Annotated in this window: 14 protein-coding genes; 5 read left to right on the top strand and 9 right to left on the bottom strand. The window is 60.8% G+C overall.

Translation table 11 applies throughout. The features are described 5' to 3' along the window. Positions 1–220 precede the first annotated feature (220 nt). On the top strand, positions 221–637 hold the full coding sequence (locus tag VHX65_02290; GenBank protein ID HEX3997357.1) for a TraR/DksA family transcriptional regulator: 417 nt from the start codon (positions 221–223) through the stop codon (positions 635–637). 162 nt (positions 638–799) lie between these two features. Here VHX65_02290 and VHX65_02285 read toward each other — a convergent pair whose 3' ends face one another. The 7 genes from VHX65_02285 to VHX65_02255 all read right to left on the bottom strand — a co-directional run bounded on the left by VHX65_02285 (position 800) and on the right by VHX65_02255 (position 7,980). Then, a complete protein-coding gene (locus tag VHX65_02285; GenBank protein HEX3997356.1) occupies positions 800–1,837 on the bottom strand; it encodes a PfkB family carbohydrate kinase in 1,038 nt (345 codons plus the stop codon). A gap of 264 nt (positions 1,838–2,101) precedes the next feature. Then, positions 2,102–3,241, bottom strand: a complete 1,140-nt coding sequence (locus VHX65_02280) for a hypothetical protein (protein ID HEX3997355.1) — start codon at positions 3,239–3,241, stop codon at positions 2,102–2,104. Positions 3,242–3,300: 59 nt separating this feature from the next. Beyond that, positions 3,301–4,341, bottom strand: a complete 1,041-nt coding sequence (gene tdh / locus VHX65_02275; GenBank protein HEX3997354.1) for an L-threonine 3-dehydrogenase — start codon at positions 4,339–4,341, stop codon at positions 3,301–3,303. Between the two features lie 92 nt (positions 4,342–4,433). Next, complete coding sequence (locus VHX65_02270) at positions 4,434–4,985, bottom strand: beta-hydroxyacyl-ACP dehydratase (GenBank protein HEX3997353.1); 552 nt, start codon at positions 4,983–4,985, stop codon at positions 4,434–4,436. A gap of 434 nt (positions 4,986–5,419) precedes the next feature. Next, entirely contained in the window at positions 5,420–5,608 is a 189-nt protein-coding gene (locus tag VHX65_02265) for a hypothetical protein (GenBank protein ID HEX3997352.1), read from the bottom strand. A gap of 9 nt (positions 5,609–5,617) precedes the next feature. Then, positions 5,618–5,893 carry a hypothetical protein gene (locus VHX65_02260; GenBank protein HEX3997351.1) on the bottom strand — a complete coding sequence of 92 codons (276 nt, stop codon included), beginning with the start codon at positions 5,891–5,893 and terminating at the stop codon, positions 5,618–5,620. Between the two features lie 5 nt (positions 5,894–5,898). Further along, the gene (locus VHX65_02255) at positions 5,899–7,980 is read right to left on the bottom strand and encodes a carboxy terminal-processing peptidase (protein ID HEX3997350.1); all 2,082 of its coding nucleotides are present in this window, start codon (positions 7,978–7,980) and stop codon (positions 5,899–5,901) included. Between the two features lie 1,077 nt (positions 7,981–9,057). On the opposite strand from VHX65_02255, the gene VHX65_02250 reads away from it, so the two are divergent. The 4 genes from VHX65_02250 to VHX65_02235 all read left to right on the top strand — a co-directional run bounded on the left by VHX65_02250 (position 9,058) and on the right by VHX65_02235 (position 15,116). Next, entirely contained in the window at positions 9,058–11,262 is a 2,205-nt protein-coding gene (locus VHX65_02250) for a catalase (protein ID HEX3997349.1), read from the top strand. 293 nt (positions 11,263–11,555) lie between these two features. Next, positions 11,556–12,362 (top strand): glycosyltransferase family 2 protein, encoded by an 807-nt coding sequence (locus VHX65_02245; GenBank protein HEX3997348.1) that lies wholly within the window; start codon positions 11,556–11,558, stop codon positions 12,360–12,362. Between the two features lie 166 nt (positions 12,363–12,528). Beyond that, positions 12,529–13,686 carry a galactosyltransferase-related protein gene (locus tag VHX65_02240; GenBank protein HEX3997347.1) on the top strand — a complete coding sequence of 386 codons (1,158 nt, stop codon included), beginning with the start codon at positions 12,529–12,531 and terminating at the stop codon, positions 13,684–13,686. A 434-nt stretch (positions 13,687–14,120) separates the two neighbouring features. Continuing rightward, positions 14,121–15,116 (top strand): agmatine deiminase family protein, encoded by a 996-nt coding sequence (locus VHX65_02235; protein HEX3997346.1) that lies wholly within the window; start codon positions 14,121–14,123, stop codon positions 15,114–15,116. 240 nt (positions 15,117–15,356) lie between these two features. Here VHX65_02235 and VHX65_02230 read toward each other — a convergent pair whose 3' ends face one another. Both VHX65_02230 and VHX65_02225 read right to left on the bottom strand, forming a co-directional pair. Beyond that, the gene (locus VHX65_02230) at positions 15,357–15,971 is read right to left on the bottom strand and encodes a Uma2 family endonuclease (GenBank protein ID HEX3997345.1); all 615 of its coding nucleotides are present in this window, start codon (positions 15,969–15,971) and stop codon (positions 15,357–15,359) included. A gap of 120 nt (positions 15,972–16,091) precedes the next feature. Then, positions 16,092–17,696, bottom strand: coding sequence for an Hsp70 family protein (locus VHX65_02225; GenBank protein ID HEX3997344.1), 1,605 nt, complete (start codon positions 17,694–17,696; stop codon positions 16,092–16,094). Positions 17,697–17,731 lie beyond the last annotated feature (35 nt).

Raw genomic sequence — 17,731 nt, 5'->3', positions numbered from 1 at the left:
CCGAGGCACTCTGGAACATTCGCTGGACGGTTTTAGCGTAACGCAGGGGGACAATTTGGTCGGCGGCAACGCGCCTATCAAAGGGCATACGGCAGCCAGAAATCGAAAATCGATTCGATAATCGGCAGTAGCGAGATGGCCGATCTCCCGCGGTTTGGACGCTTGGTCGGACAACGAAGTGGAATGGGGACATATGGCACGCAAAGACTCATTGTTCGGCATGCGACAGATCTTGATCAAGCGGCGCGATGCATTGCGCCAAGCGTTGGCGGGCGACTTGAGCCTACTGAAAGAACTCCGCGCTCAGGCGGCCGGTGACGTGGTCGATGCGGCCCTCGATTCGGCACAAGACGAAATTAGTTCGCAATTGGCCGAGGTGGAAAGCCGCGAACTAGCCCGTATCGAAAACGCCTTGGAACGGATGCGCATCGGCCAATATGGCGTGTGCGAGGGATGCGGGGTGAAAATCCCGATGGCCCGGCTCAACGCGCTCCCCTATGCGACTTATTGCATCGAGTGCCAGCGCGAAAGCGAGCGGAGCGGCGCCGGCGGCTCGAGCGACTCGGATTGGGGCCGGCTGGTCGACGGCGGCAACGAGCCGGACGTTTCCATCAACGACATCGAAATCGACGTTTAACGCCAGGAATTCTCGCCGAAAGATCTTGGTCCGGCGATCTTGGTCCCGAGCGGCGGGCGAAATTGCACTCGATGCCTTTTCGCCCGCCGCCTCTTTATTCGCAGACGCTTGATTGCGAAGATTGATTTGCCCGGTGCGGCTATCTCCGGCAGATCGGCCGTTTCAATTGGCGCTGAACTTCAGTAGGCGATCCATTTCTTCGACCGTCGCCGTGCCGGTCGTGCCGAGTTGATGAACCACCAGCGAAGCGGCGGCCATTGCCAATTCCATCGCTTCGCGCAGCTCGGCTCCGGCCGCCAGCGAGGCCGCGAGCGCCGCGGTCACCGCATCGCCGGCCCCCACGACATCGATCGGGCCTCGCAGCGGAAACGCCGCGGCGTGCTCGGCCGGGCGACCCTTGATCGCGCCGACGATGCCGCGCTCGGCCAGCGTGACGAAAACCGGCCGTTCGGTGCTGTCGGCCAATGCCGCTGCGGCTTGCTTGATGCGGTCCAGATCGGCGCCGCTGATGTCGCTGGGCGGATGGGAAAACCGGCCCAGTTCGGCGGCGTTCATCTTGAAGCCGAGCGGCGGAAACGAGCCCAAACCGCGACGGCTGTCTGCCAGAACCAGCAGATCGCGATGTGTCGTTTGCGCGGCGTGCGCCGCGTCGCAAAAGCTCGCCGTCACGACGCCCGTCTCGGCAACATCCACTTGGTCTAAGAGCACGAGCGCATCGGCGCGGTCGGCCAACTTTCGAAGTCGCTCCGCCAGATCGCGTTGCAGTTCAACGGGCGTGGGCGTCCAGTTCTTGGAATCCAGCCGGTTCAGCTCTCGCGGCGGTTGGCCGGGTTCGATCACCAGCGGCTTGGCGTAGACGAACGTGCGCCGCAGCGGAGTGGTGAGAAAATGTTCGAGCCGCACGCCTGGCAAAGCGGCCAAGGCCCGCCGCAATTCGTAGCCTTCGCCGTCGTCGCCGCAGAAGCCGAGCAATTCGATTCGGCCGACTCCGAGCGCGGCAAGATTGTTGACGATCGTGCCCGCTCCACCCGGCTGCGCCCGCACGCGCACGACATTGTGCGCCGCCAGGCCGGTTTCCAGCGACGTTTCGCTGCGAGCCGGATCGATTTCGAGATAGCGGTCGAGGCAGAAATCGCCGGCCACGCCGATCCGCAGGCCCGCGAATCGCTCAGTAATGGCTGCGAAACGGGCGGCGTTCATCGATCAGAACCCATTCGAGGATTGGTCGCCAGGATGTCTTCGTATGCCACTCGCTCTGCCAGTGTTTTTTTCACCGTCAAGCTTCACACAGCATCTGGCAGAGCCAGTGCACACGGCTACGTAGCAGGCACACTCCGTGTGCCGTCTGCGCTCGCGGCGACCGCGGCGATCGCAGTGCGTTTTCGACCGGCAGACGGCATACGGAGTATGCCTACTACTTTAAACGATTCAGCTCTTCCGTCTGCCACTGGCACACGGCGGCGGTCATTGATAGCTCAGGGCGTGGAACAGATGATGCACGAACGCCGCGTTATCGGATTGCAGGTAGTGCAACGCGCCGCCCATGCGGGCATAGCTCTTGCAAAAGCGGAGGTAATAGGCCGGGTTGGTTTTCGGCGGCTCGCCTTGTGTCCAATCCCAGCCGCCGGCGTCTTGCAGATCCACGACATAGATCGACAGATCGCGCACCACCGGCCGGCCGGCTTGCAGCCGTAGATTGTTCACGCAGCTCAGGCTTTTTTCGAACACTTGCGGACCCATGATCGCCGAGCCGACCGACAACACGACGCCGCCATCGAGCCGCTCGACCGACCCGCCGAATAGCTTGAAATCCAACTCCGCCGCCCGGCCGATCGCCGAGCCGCTGAACACCGGATGGTTGGCGATGATGTCGTAGCCGATGCCGGGATGGACGGTGGCCGGAATGCCGTGCCGGGCAGCGGCGGCCAATATCGACGCATGCTTCCAGCGATGTTCGACGTAATTTCGTCCGGCCGGCCAATGCTGAGAACGCATTGCTTGGAGCAAATCGGCCCGCGCCGAGGTGAGCGGATGCTCCGGCGATTCTTGGATCGCCCGCAGCAAATCGTCGGTCGCCGGCAGCGTCGTGCCGTCGCTCTCGATAAACGCGCCCAACGATTGGCCATATCCGCGGCCGGCGAGAGCGCCGGCCATGATCGCGAGGTGGATGTTCTTGGCCGTTTCATCCCAGGCGCCGAAGGTGCCGGCGGCGACATTTTCGCGCACGCTTTCGGTCGAAGCCCCGAACCAAGCGTACTCCCAATCGTGGATGGTCCCGGCTCCGTTGGTGGCAACGTGGGTGAGCCATTCGCCTTCCATCAGGGCATCGAGGATTCGCGCCGTTCCGTTGCGCAGCAAATGGGCCCCATAGATTAGCACTACGCTCGCATCCCGCCGCCGGGCAGCTCGAATTCGCTCCGCGCATTCCGCGATCCGCTCCATCAGCTGCGTGGCCAGCGGCGGCGCGGGAGCAGCGGGATCGACGAGAATGTCGTCGACGCGCGTCAGGCTCTTGCGCATCGAGAGCGGCAAAACCTTCAACCGGCTCAAATCGAGCGGCGGCGGGGGCGGATTATTCGAATACCGCTCCATCCCGTTGGGCATATCATCAATCTCCGCTGCGGGTGACGACCGTTGCCGCGGCGGTCAGGCACAAGCCATTCTCACGCCCGCCAATTCAGAATCACTTTGCCCGATTGGCCTGACATCATCACTTCAAAACCCTTTTCGAAATCTTCGCAAGCAAAGCGGTGCGTGATTACGGGGCGAATGTCCAAGCCGCTGTCGAGCATCACGGTCATTTTGTACCACGTTTCGTACATTTCGCGGCCGTAGATGCCTTTGATCGTCAGCATGTTGAATACGACCGTGTTCCAATCGATGGCGATCGGCTCCGACGGGATGCCGAGCATGGCGACGCGGCCGCCGTGGGCCATGTTCGAGAGCATGTCGCGAAATGCGGCCGGATTGCCCGACATTTCCAACCCGACATCGAAGCCCTCTTTCATGCGTAGCTGATGCTGCACGTCGGCGAGCGTGCCCTCTTTCACGTTCAACGTGAAGGTGGCTCCCATCTTCTTGGCCAGCCCGAGGCGATAGTCGTTCACATCCGTCACGACGACGTATCGCGCGCCGGCATGCCGCACGACCGCGGCGGCCATGATGCCGATCGGCCCGGCGCCCGTGATCAGCACATCCTCGCCGAGCACCGGGAACGACAGGGCGGTATGCACCGCATTGCCGAAGGGATCGAAGATCGCGGCCACGTCGCGATCGATGTCGTGCCGGTGGTGCCAGACATTGGTCATCGGCAGAGCGAGATATTCGGCGAACGCCCCGGGCCGATTGACGCCGACCCCTTTCGTGTCTTTGCAGAGATGCCGGCGGCCGGCGAGGCAATTGCGGCAGCGGCCGCAGACGACATGCCCTTCGCCGCTCACCAAGTCGCCGGGGAAAAAGTCGGTCACATTCGCGCCGACTTCGACGATCTCGCCGACGAATTCATGCCCGACCACCATCGGCACGGGAATGGTCTTTTGGGCCCAGGCGTCCCATTTATAGATGTGCAGATCGGTGCCGCAGATGCCGGCTCGATCGACGCGGATCAGCACGTCGTTGATGCCCGTCGCGGGGACAGGCACCTCTTCAAGCCACAGGCCTGGTTCGGCCTTGCGTTTCACCAGCGCCTTCATCTGCTGCTGCATTGCCCTGCCTTTTCTTGCATGCTCTCAGGCGCCGGGGCGGCATGGCCAATGCCCTTGCATTCGGATGCGGTTCAACCGCCGCGAAGCCGCGGCTACTTCGACGGCGCGGCGGACGTTGCCGGGGATCGGCCGGCGAGCGCCGCGGCCGTCGGTTCGTCGATCGGCAGGCAGACGCCAATGATCTTTCCTTCGACCACCATCGATTGCTTCACGAAACCCTGAAAATGACAAAGAATCATCGCTCCCCGCCGAGCTTTCATACGGCGAACGACGACGACAAGTCGATCGCCGGGCACGACCGCGCCGCGGAATCGCACCTCTTCCAACCCGCCAAGCCCGAGCACCGGGCAGCCCAAAAGATTGTATTTCTGAGCGAAATAGCTCGACAATTGGGCCGCCGCCTCGCACATCACCACGCCCGGCATCAGCGGCAGGCCCGGCATGTGGCCGCGGACCCAAAAATCGTTGTTCGTGACGTCTTTGTATCCGGCGCAGATGGCGCGCTCGGGATCGGCGTAGACGACGGCCGTTAGTTGCTCCACTTCGAAGCGTTGCAGATTATAACGACGGATTTCTTCCAAATCGCCGATGACGTGATCCAGGTCGTATTCGGAGAAGTCGAGGATCAAATCTTTTGCAGCCACAGGCAATCTCCCGGCAATGCCACCTCCTGCACCATCCGCCGCAACACCGACACCGAAAAGGCCCCGAAACGGAGGTTCGTTTCCGGCGGGTGTCAGGTGCGGATGTCTTTGCGTTTGAGGCGGCGGGCCTTGCTATTGGCCGGACGGCGGCCGTGGTTGGCCTTCTTGAGGGTGCGATGCGGTTTGGCCATGACTGGTTCATTCTCCTCGTGCGACGCACGATTAAAAAGTATCGCGAAAAATTGGTTCACCCAATGGATTGGAAGCACTAAATTACCATCCGTGGGCCTGGTTGGGAAGTTCTCTCGCGCGCTCCGAACCAACCAAGCCTTGATGATCGGGCGAGCGGTCGGCAAGGAACTATGCCCTCTCACGAAGCGCCTCAGACAAACGCTAGGGCATGGGCTACGATTGTGCCGTGGAGGCGCAGCCGTTTACGAGTCGACCTCGATATCTTCCCCGACGCTGCGCAACGCGGTCAGGATATGGAAAACATCGTCGCCCGCGATGACAAATCGCACGGTGGGCTCGTTGCGTGAGCCCACCAAGATAAAGAACCGGTCGTTGTATTCGTCATCCGCCACAAGCGTGACAGACAGGTCCTTGCCCACCCCCAGCGTCAAATAGCGATCCTATTCCTGCGGCGACCGATCCTTCGAACCGGTTCGATGGCCCGGTTCGAGAAACCGTAGCAACTTGCCGGCGATTTTCAACGACTCAATCTCAAAGTCGAATACGATCTCCTTATCCTCGATCTGAAGCCACCCGCGGTCCTTGCCGGACGGCTTTCGTCGATCGCAATCTCCCAAGGGCCCGACGAGCCGTTGGCCAATAATCCTAGGCTGGCCGTCTTGCGTTTCGAGCTGCTTCGGGCACCCCGTGTCGTCGCCATAAAATGCCGCTTGCACGCGGTTCAGTTCGTCGCCAGCACTTTGACATGCGAGAGGCGAATATAGTCGTCGGTGATCGCCAGCACCTCGTTGACGTAGAAATCGCGCTTCACGACCGGCCGCTTGGCGTTCGAATCGTCGAATTCCTTCTCCTCTTCCTTGTCGACATCGCGATCGGCCTGGTCGGCCAGGAATTTTTCGCGATTCAGCGACACCCGCTTGCGATCTTTCTGCTTCAAATAGCGAGCGATATTCTGGTCGACTTTCGCAAAATCGCTCGACCGCTTGACGCGATCGGCCGATAGCGTCGCAAGCTGCTTCACCAAATCCGGATCGACCATTCCCACGGGCGTGTAGGGCACCGGATCGACATGGTCGAATTTCAACGCGTAATCGAGATCACCCTCGCCCACCGGCAAATGCGTGCTCAGCGAGGGGAGTTCGACATCCGACAACACGCCGCGCATCTGCGTGCTATCGCCGTCGGGGCGGTAGAACTGCTGGATCGTGATCTTCAACGCGCCCAGCGAAGGAGAATTGGGCATGAAGAACAGCGACTGACCCACGTCGAGCATGCTTTGCACCGTTCCCTTGCCGTGCGACGAGTGATCGCCGATCACCAACCCACGGCGGTAGTCCTGGATTGCCCCGGCGAAAATTTCGCTGGCGCTCGCGCTAAACTTGCTTTGCAGCACCACCAGCGGGCCCTTCCAAGCGACTCCCGGGTCCTGATCGTCGTAGTGTTGCACCTGACCCTTCGAATCCTTCACTTGCACGACCGGGCCAGTGTCGATGAACAGGCCCGTCAGGCTGATCGCTTCGTTGAGGGCGCCGCCACCGTCGCGGCGAAGGTCGATAATCACGGCGTCGACCTGCTTTTCATTGAAGCCGTCTAAGATACGGCGGACATCGCGCGTGCAGCTCTTGAAATCGGGCACTCCCTTGCGCGCCCCGTCCATATCCATGTAGAAGCCCGGCAGATCGATGAAGCCGATCTTGTAGGCTTGGCCGTTTTCTTTCTTTCCGGCCTCGAGAATTTCGCCGCGGGCCTCGGAATTCTTCAATTCGATCTTGGCCCGGGTGATGTTGTAGACTTTGGGCTCCGCCTTGCCGACGGGAATCACCTTCAGCCGCACGACGGTGCCGGCCTTGCCGCGGATCAGTTTCACTACGTCGTTGAGGCTCATGTCGACCACATCGACGATGTCGCCGTTTTCGCCCTGCCCGACGCCGATCACGCGGTCTTTCGGCTTGAGGTGGCCATCCAACTGGGCGGCGCCTCCGTCGACCAATTCGTTGACGATCGTGTTGCCGTCGTCGTATTGCAACGAAGCGCCGATGCCGTCGAGCTCGGCCTTCATCATGATCTCGAAGTTTTCCAGCGTGCTGCCGGACATGTAGCTTGTGTGCGGGTCGAACGAGGTTGTCAGGGCATTCAGATACATTTCGAGCAATTCATCGCTGTTGATTTGATGCATCCGCTTGGCGAAGCCATGGTAACGGCGGCTGAGCTTGTCGCGGACTTCGGCCTTGGGCGTCTTTTCCACTTCCTGCTGCAGCAGGTCGTATTTGATCCGCTTCGTCCATTTGTCTTGCATTTGTTCGGGCGTGGAGGCGTAGGTGGTCAGATCGGGATCGGTGACCATTTCTTCGTCGGTCGAAAAATCAAGCTTGTCGGCATTCGCCAGAATGTTATCGACGAGCTTCATGCGCTCGTCGATGCGGGTGAGCAGCGTTTCGAACACCTGATAGGAGAAGCCGATGTCGCCATGGCTGATTTTCGAGGCCAGTTCATCTTGCGACTGCTTGAAGGTGTCGAAATCGCTCTGCCAGAAATAGAGCTTGTAGGAATCGAGCGTCTTCATGAATTCCTTGAAGCAGCGCCGCGAAATTTCGGTATCGAGAGGATGCCGGGTGAGATGCTCCTCCAGAAGCGTCTTGGTGACCGAAAGCGCCACGGCCTTGTCTTTGGCCTGCGGTCCTTTCAACTCGGCTGCAGCCTTCACCCGGACAACGGCCACGGCCGAGGCCACGACCAAACCCAAGACGAAAGCAATCCCTAACGGCCGACGGTTGCGGCTGAATTGTGCCATGACGCGTGTCATTCCTTTATCCTTAGAAAAAAGCCCAGCCGGAATCGACGCGGCACCGCCGCGTGGTTCCGGCGCTGGATCAACAGTGAATTAATGGAGGTGAGGGAGCCAACGATGCCGGATCCAAGCGGGGATAGAGCAGCAAGTGCGGTAGAGCAGTTGTTTTGGCGGGAGATCGAGCGGTGAGAGAATCGTAAGCAAGTGCCCGGCATTTGGAAATCGAATATCAGCAATCCGTTTGCTGAAAACTACGCATCCACTTGGCCTCGGCCGAAAAAAACTTCTCCGCAGCCCACGCTCCCCGTGCGGGAGAGGGCAGGATGAGCGGCTCGAAAAATGGAGGTCATTTTATCGGCCGACCCTCGGCAGCTTCGACGGCCGCCGCATTCTATCTCGCGCGACGATCACCCAACCAGCGATTTAATGCCAAGCCGCCGCCATGGCCGTCCGAAAACCATGTCCGTCGCGCTCTTGCGGAGCGCAACTCGCTTGCCGGCCGCGAGTTGCCGAAAATCGCTCGTCTAAGTTCCGGCGGGCAAACGCTTTATAGGATGCTACTCCGAAGCAAACTCAAAGGCAAGAGAAGATTGTCGGTTCGGCAGGCTTCACCGGCTAGGCAATGCTTGCCGGCTTTTCTGGCCGACCGCTTCGAGAGACCGGAAAAGCGCTAGGCCGGTCCTTTCCGCTTTCTGCATTCGCAGATGGTTTCCCAGCGACTCGCCGCAGCACGCGCAACAGACACTATCCCACTTTACCAATATCGAACCCCTCCCGTTTTGTCCCCGCCGTTTTGTCCCCGCAGGCGAGATTGCTAATACGGCTATCCATGATACGGTAACCAGCCCCCGCCACCGCTCGATTGCGATGCGGCCATCGCGGATGCTTTTGAACCACGGTCGGGTTCGTTCGAGTTTCAGCGGCAATTTCGCAGGCCGGCGGTCAATCGTACTGCTCGGCTCCGAAGCGTTCGCGGATTCGCTGTTCCGATCGCGTTGGCCTCAAAAATGCTCTGCAAGATCGACTCGAAATACCGGCTCGCGGTTCGCGACCAAATAGCTCGCGAATCAACCCAACTGAGGGCATCCGACGATGGCCAAGAACAACGGATCGAGACCGCCCGCCCGCAACCGACAGAGAGGCGAAAATGCAAAGATTGCCGACCTCGATCAGAACGTGGAGGAGAGCGCCGGCGAGATGCTCACGACCAACCAGGGCTTGCGCATCAACGACGATCAGAACTCGCTAAAGGCGGGCGACCGCGGCCCGTCGCTGCTCGAGGATTTCATCCTCCGGGAAAAGATCACGCATTTCGACCACGAACGGATTCCGGAGCGGATCGTGCATGCCCGCGGCGCAGGGGCGCATGGGATATTCGAGGTTTATGCATCGATGGCGCCCCTGACGCGGGCGCGATTCCTACAAGATCCGTCGGTGAAGACACCGGTGTTCGTGCGATTTTCCACGGTGGCTGGCTCGCGCGGTTCGACCGATCTGGCTCGCGACGTGCGCGGCTTTGCCGTGAAGTTTTATACCGACGAGGGAAATTTCGACCTCGTCGGCAACAACATGCCCGTGTTCTTCATCCAAGACGCCATCAAATTTCCGGATCTGATCCACGCCGTCAAACCTGAGCCGCACAACGAAATACCGCAGGCCGCATCGGCGCACGACACCTTTTGGGATTTTATCTCACTGATGCCTGAATCGATGCACATGATCATGTGGTTGATGTCCGATCGGGCGATTCCGCGCAGTTTCCGCATGATGGAGGGTTTTGGGATCCATACCTTCCGGCTAATCAACGAGAAGGGAAAATCCCGATTCGTAAAGTTTCACTGGAAGCCGCTGCTCGGCGTGCATTCGGTGGTGTGGGACGAGGCGCTGCGGATTTCCGGGTGCGATCCGGATTTTCATCGCCGCGATCTCTGGGAAGCGATCGATATGGGCGATTTTCCCGAATGGGAATTCGGAATCCAGGTCGTCGAAGAAAAGGATGAACACAAGTTCGATTTCGACCTCCTCGACCCGACCAAGATCATTCCCGAGGAATTGGTGCCCGTGCAGCGCATTGGAAAATTGACGCTCCATCGGAATCCGGACAATTATTTCGCCGAAACCGAGCAGGTCGCGTTTCACGTCGGCCATCTCGTGCCGGGGATCGATTTCACGAACGATCCGCTGATGCAGGGCCGGCTATTTTCCTACACCGACACGCAATTGATCCGTCTCGGCGGTCCGAATTTTCATGAGATTCCCATCAATCGACCGATTGCCCCGTTGCACAACCTTCAGCGGGATGGGCATATGCGACAGATGATCAACCGCGGCAAGGTCGCCTATTCGCCGAATTCGTTGGGCAACAACGAGCCCGCCCAGGCTGCGGCCGCGGAAGGGGGCTTTGTCAGCTATGGCGAACGAATCGATGCTTCCAAGTTGCGGGCGCGCAGTCCGAGCTTTTTCGATCATTTCAGCCAAGCGGCAATGTTTTTTAACAGCCAGTCGCCTGTCGAACAAATGCATCTCATCGACGCGCTGCGATTCGAGCTTGGCAAGGTCGCAGCAACGCCGGTTCGAGAGCGGATGGTCTTCCTGCTTTCGCAAATCGACGGCGGCTTGGCGGAGCGGGTGGCCAAGGGTTTGGGGCTGAAGGTGCCCGCGAAATCCGCCGGCCCGATCAACTTAAGCATTCCGGCCGACGGCAATCCGAAAGATTTCCAGCCAAAGAAATTCACCGGCAAGCCGTTCATCTCGCCGGCGCTGAGCATGGCCAACACCGTCAAGGATTCCGTCAAAACTCGCAAGGTTGCGGCGCTGGCCGCCGACGGTTGCGACGATGTCGCCCTGGCGGCGATGCAAAAGGCTCTGATTAAGGCCGGAGCACAACTCAAGATCATTGCGCCCCACGGCGGGATGATCATGGTCGCCAGCGGGAAGGAAGTTGCCGTCGATTTTTCGCTGCCTACGGTGGCGTCGGTGCTGTTCGACGGCGTGGTCCTCCCCGGCGGCGACGCATGCATTGAAGCATTGTCGTTGGAAACGAAAGCCGTTGAATTCGTGGAAGAGGCGTTCAAGCACTGCAAAGCCATAGCCGCGGTCGGCGCCGCGGTCGACTTTCTGAAACGAACACGTGCTGGCGCCGCGCTTCAAGCGACCGGCGAACCCTCGGGCGGCGTCGCTGTTTTGGATGGCCTTGTAACGGGAAAGGCCAGTGCTGTGAACAGAGTGGCCGCCGAATTTATCGCTGCCTTATCTCAACATCGAGCGTGGGACCGCCAGATTCCGGCGCCGCGTTGATTCTTTCGCCCGTGCGGCGCAGCACAGTTGCAAGCGTCGAATCCAGCAGTCGGTTCCGCTTCAGGCGGCGAAGCTAAGGCTCGGCCGAAAAATTATCCCCGCTTTTCGAACCCCTCACCCTTGCCCTCTCCCGCAAAGGAAGCGGGGTCTGTGGAGAAGTTCATAGGTAAGAAACTAAGCCGGGCAGCCACGCCAGCTTCGGTTCCCGGATTGCTATTGGTCGGCGACGGCGCGGGTTGGTATCTTTCCCGGGCGTTCCCAGCGATTTATTGCAAAAACTCGATCACTCTCGCATGCCGGCAAAGCTCACGGTTCTGATCCCGGCGAAGAACGAGCGGATGAATATTCGCCCGTGCATCGAGTCCGCGCGCGCGATCGCCGATGAAATTCTGGTCGCCGATTCGGGCTCGACCGATGGCACGCTCGATATTGTTGCCCGCATCGGGGGTTGCCGGCTGATTCAGCGCGAGTTGATCGATTTTTCCGATTTCAAGAATTGGGCCATACCGCAAGCGCTGCATCCGTGGGTGTTGGTGCTCGATGCCGATGAACGCATCGCGGCCGGGCTGGCCAGCGAAATCCGCGGCGTGCTGGCGCGCGAGCCGCAAGAGTTGGACGGCTATTGGATCGGCCGTGAAAATTATTTCATGGGGCATCGGATTCGACATTGCGGCTGGGATAGCGACGCGGTGCTGCGGCTGTTTCGCCGCGACCCGTGCCGCTACACGCGGCGCCGCGTGCATGAGGCGATGGATGTCGCCCCGGAGCGAGCGGGCCGGCTGCAAAATCAACTGATCCATTATCCGGTTTGGAATTACGATCGCTATCTGGCCAAGCTGGCCCACTACACGCGGCTCGGCGCTCAAGACCTGCGCGATCGCGGCCGGACGGCAACGTTGGGCAGCATGTTGTTTCGCGTTCCGCTGCGGTTCTTGCAGTTGTATGTGTTGCGGCTCGGTTTTCTCGACGGCCTGGCCGGCTTGCAAGTCTGCATGATTACCGCCTTCACGAGTTTTCTGAAGCAGGCCCGGCTGTGGGAACTCGAACACGCGCTGCCGCAACCCGATCCGGAAATCGATGCCGAGCGGGTGGCGGCGTGATGACGAAGACAGCGCGCGGAGACGCGGAGACGCGGCGATGCAGAGTTGCGGTGATGCAGGGATGCAGCGACGGGGAAATGGGGCGGAGTGAGGGAGCGTACGACTTCTCTTCCGACCTCAAGCCTCATCGTCTCAAGCCTCACAGCCTTAAGTGAGAGGATGCAGGATGGCGGGGCCGGAAATTGCACTCTCGGTGACGACGTATCAGAAGCCGTGGCATTTGCGGCGAGCGCTGGCGTCGATCGCCGGCCAGCGGGGCGTCGAGGGGCGGATGGAAGTCGTCGTGACCGACGACGGCTCGACCGATGAAACGCCCGCGGTGGTCGAAGAGTTTCGCCGCCGGGTCGGCTTTCCACTGTTGTTCACCACGCACGAGCATCTGGTTTATCACCCGTCGCGAAGCCGCAACGACGGTGCCCGCGCTACCGGGGCCCCCTATATTCTGTTCATCGACGGCGATTGTGTGTTGCCTCCCGACCACGTCGCGATTCACCTGGCCCATCGCAAGCCCGGCAGCGCCATGCTCGGCGATTGCCACCGGGCCGACGAAGCGCTTTCGGCGACGCTCAGCGAAGTCGGAGCCGAGCGGGGAGATTTTTTGGAGTGGAATCTCGACGAGGAACGCCGCCGCATCAATCGCCGGCACTTCAAACACCGCCTGTATACGTTTGTTCGGCATTCGAGAAAGCCGAAACTGGTGTCGAACAACGTCGGCATTTGGCGGAGCGATTTCGAGCGTGTCAACGGATTCGATGAAAACTTCAAGAACTGGGGGGCCGAAGACGACGATCTTGGCCGGCGGCTCCGCCGGGCCGGCGTGCGGCTCGAATCGATCATGCCCTACACGCGGCTGGTGCACCTCTGGCACCCGCGCGAGACCTCGATCACCAAGCGTTGGCGCGACGGAGCGAACGCGCCGTATTTTCTTCGCCCGGCATGGCTGACGCGCTGCCGCAACGGTCTGACGCGTCGCCCGCTCGGCGATTTGAAGATTGGCGTGGCCGGTCGGCCGGCACGGCCTGAGCAAGCCGAAGCGATTTGCCGGCAGGCAGGGCTGGACGCGAAATCGCTTTTCTCGCTCGATCCCGCGGCCGCGTCCCGGTTCGGCCGAGCGGAAGTCGAACTGCTTTTCCTGCCGGGCGAAGGGCGCTTCAGCGGCGCCGCGGAATGCCAGGTCCTCGTGGTGCTGGATGCGGCGGCGGTTTCCAGCCGGCTCTTGAAAAACGCCCAGCGGATCGCTGCCGACCGCACGTTTCCGGATCGCCCGCCGGAAATCCAATTTCCGCTTTCCGAGTTCGCGCGAGCGCTCGATTCGATCGTGTAACACAGCGCGGCCTTCCGGCCGCGTGCCACGCCGCTTTGATTTCGAAGATTGCTTCGATTTCCACGGCGATATTTCCCCACAATGCCAGGGCGCCGACCGCGCTGTGGGCGCCGATGCCTTTATCGAGCCCGAAGGCGCCAACGTAGCAGGCACGCTCCGTGTGCCGTCTGCCTCCCGCCGTGCGCTGCGCACAGAGCATCGCCGACGGCATACGGAGTATGCCTACTACGTTCGACGGCACACGGAGAGGCTGCGATTTTTTTAGTTTTCCTCTAGGCAGGCCGAGGGGCTGGCGCTAATTTGTGTTGCACACTTCGCTTCTGTTCGATAAAGGTCCGGCCGAGGAAACGGCGCGCCGAGGCGGCGTATGGCGGCGGATAAACAAGAAACAGAACTGCATGGCGAGCGCAGAATTTTCATTGTCTCGATATCGCATGCCGGCCGAATGGGAGCCGCACGCCGCCACGTGGCTCTCTTGGCCGCATCGGCTGGCGACATGGCCGGGGAAGTTCGAGCCGATCCCGCACCTCTATGTGCAACTGGTGCGAACATTGGCCGCGGTCGAAGCAGTGCACGTGTTGGCCGGCGGGCACCCGATGCTGCAAGCTCGCGCGCTGCTTGCGGGGATTGCGAATGTCACGCTGCACGAGATCGCGACCGACGATGCTTGGATTCGCGATTCCGGTCCGACGTTTTTGGTCGGCCCGCCTGGTTCTCCGCCAACTTTGATCGATTGGGGCTACAACGCATGGGGCGGCAAATATCCGCCGTATGCGAACGACGACGCCCTCGGCCGCTTGATTGCCCGCGAGACCGGTCGAATCTGCCACGAGCCCGACATGATCTTGGAAGGGGGCGCGATCGACGTCGACGGCCGCGGCACGCTGCTGACGACCGAAGAATGCCTGCTCAATCCGAATCGGAATCCGCAGCTTTCGCGCGGGCAGATCGAGCGGCGGTTGTACGAATTCTTGGGAGCGCGAAAAGTGCTGTGGCTCGGCCGCGGGATCGCCGGCGACGACACCGACGGCCATATCGACGAATTGGCCCGCTTCGTCGGGCCGAGAACCGTTGTCGCGGCGGTGGAAGAGAATCCGCGGGATGAAAATTTTGCGTCGCTGGATGAAAACCTGCGGCGACTGCGGTCGTTCACCGACGCCGATGACCAACCGCTCGAAGTCGTGCCACTGCCGATGCCGCGGCCGATTGTCTACGACGGCCAGCGATTGCCGGCCAGCTATTGCAACTTTTATCTCGCGAATGGGATTGCGGTCGTGCCGCAATTCGGCGATCCGGCCGATGCCGAAGCGGTGGAGATATTGGGGGGCGTGCTGAAAGACCGGCGGATCGTGCCGCTGCCGGCCCGCGATTTGGTGTGGGGGCTGGGGGCGTTTCATTGCATTACGCAGCAGGAACCGGCCGGCGGGTGATGGAAGAGAGGAGCATCCAAGCAGGCACGCGTTGGTTCAACCGCTTGCCGAGCTTTGGAAATCAGCTGTTCGGAGGCCGGATGCGGACACGCGCTGCCTCCATGGTAACAATGGCCCCCTTTCGACCGCCAAGCGACGGCCACGAACGATCGGTTTGCCGCCAAATTGGGTGGCCTTCCGAATATCGCCATCAGGGCGGACAGAAAACATGCCCGATCTGTTCGGCATACTTCGCCCGCGTCATACCAGCCAATGCTGCAGGCCGTCGGCGTGGCGCACGTCGATTCGCGGCCGTGGGCTGCCGGGCGTCAACCGCAACGTCACCGGCAACACCGTGCTCGCAAGCAAATTGGCCCGCTCCAGCCGCGATTGGCCAACCAATTCCAATCGCCCGTCGCGCAGTCGGTAAAGTTCCAACATCCAAGGATTGCGATCGACGACCAGGAACTCGCGCACGCCGAGGCTCTCGTAAAAAGCGATCTTATCGCGGCTTTTGTCGTGTGGACTCACGATCTCAACGACGAAATCCGGCCCGCCAAGGAAGTACGCGCCGCAGTTTCGGCCTGGATTGCCGGGCAAGACGATCGCCGCGTCGGGGCAGCGATAGTTTCCAAGCCAGTCTTCGGCGCGATCGCTGATATTGATGCCGCCGTAGACATGGGCCGGACCCTCGAACCCCAAAGCGGCTCGAAAAACGGCCACGAACTTCGTTTGAATTTCCGCATGTTCCAGGTTCGGCAACGGCGTCAGCATGTACGTCCCATCCCAAACCTCGTCGTAACGATCAATTCCCCATCCCGCCCGCTCGGTACGAACGCGCTGCTCCAGTTCGGGATCGGTAATCAAGGTCGCCATTTCTGCATTCCTCCAAGATTTGCCTGCCGCGTGCAACCGCTGACGGGCCAGCCCAGGATCGCGCGACGACCCCAATCGATGAATTCTACCATTCGGCCACCCGACGGTTTGCAATCCGGACTACATCAATTGCGCCGCTTGCGTTTGGGCGGTGGTGCCCGAAATGTATTGGCGCCACGTTTCGAGTTGGTCGGGCGTAAGGCTGTTTTCGCGATTGATCTCGTGCTTCAATTCGAGATCGGTGCCGACCACTTTCACGCCGATGCCCAGCCGGCCGTTGTCGGCGTAGCGGAATTGCACTTCGATCGGCGTGTCTGCCGGTAGGTTGGGCGGCAGATCGCGGACGACGCATTTTCCCAGCTGCGAGCAATCTTCCGGCGATGCGCTCTCCCCCTCGACGATCTGCACCAAGATCGACCGCTGCTTGGCCTGCGAGGTTTTGAAAACTCGTTTGGCAGTGACGGGCAATGCCGTATTGCGGGGAATCAGGATCGCGTTGCGCTTGCGGCCGGTCTTGCCGTCGGTGGCCACGACGCCGAGGCTATGCGAATTGACGTTGCGGATCTGAAACGGCACTCGGTTGCCCTGCGTGCGCGCCAGGCAGATGCCGGCGTGCAACGCGGCGCCGTGGGCAACGGCTTCGTCGGCCGACACGGAAACGTCGGGTTCCTTGCCCGACAGCTCATGAAGCATCTTGCGAACCATCGGCATTCGCGATGAGCCGCCGACGAGCAAGACGCGGTCGATGTCGGCCCAGGTGCAGCCGGCGGCTTGGAGTGTTTGCTTGGTGGTGAAGCGGGTGCGGTCGAGCAGATCGTAGGTGATTTCCTCGTATTTATCGCGTGAAATCTCGGTCCGCACCGCCGCTCCCTTGTAGTCGAAGCTTACCGCGGCTTTGGAACGGGCGGAGAGCGTGCGCTTGGCGTCTTCGCATTCGCGCCACAGCCGACCGGCCGCATTGGCCTCTTCGCGGGGATCGACTTTATGCTGCCGCAAGAACTCTTCGGCGACGAAATCCATGATGCGTTGGTCGAAATCGCGTCCGCCGAGGCGCACATCGCCGTCGGTTGCCAAGGCCGCGAATTTCGTGCCGGCGATCTCCATCACGGTCACGTCAAACGTGCCGCCGCCCAGATCGTAGACCAGGATTTTTTGCGATTTGACGGCCGCTCCCTGGGCATTCAAGAAGCCTTGCTGAAAACCAAACGCGACGGCGGCGGCCGTGGGCTCGTTGATGATGTCGAGCACTTCCAGGCCGGCCATGTAGCCGGAGTCTTGGGTGGCCTTGCGGCGGACTTCGTCGAAATAGGCCGGCACCGTGATAACCACTTTCGAAATCTTTCCAAGCTGCCGCTCGGCATCCATGCGCACCTTATAGAGCACCCACGCTTGGATCGCTTCGGGCGGATAGCGGCGGCCCTCGATCACGCGATGATAGGTTCGCTCGCCCAAATCGCGCTTCGCGCACTCGGCCACATGGTCGGCCTCGGACGAAACGGCTTTGATCGCTTCCTTGCCGATCACCGTGTTGTCGCCGTCGAACAGCACGGCGCTGGGCGTTAGCAGGTCGCCCTCGGAATTGACGATCGTGACGGGCCGGCCTGTATCGTCGAGATAGGCGACCACGGAATAGGTCGTGCCCAAGTCGATGCCGACGGCCGGCACCGTCTTATTGCGCTGAATTGCGGAGGGCGTAGCGAGCGGAGTAGTGATGGGACTGCTCATGGAAGCGACTTTTCTCTTCTCTGTTTCAATCGAAA

The sequence above is a fragment of the Pirellulales bacterium genome, from assembly GCA_036267355.1.
Classification (GTDB): domain Bacteria; phylum Planctomycetota; class Planctomycetia; order Pirellulales; family DATAWG01; genus DATAWG01.
Note: the sequence above shows the minus strand (reverse complement) of the source record. Positions and strands in the feature narration are given on the sequence as shown.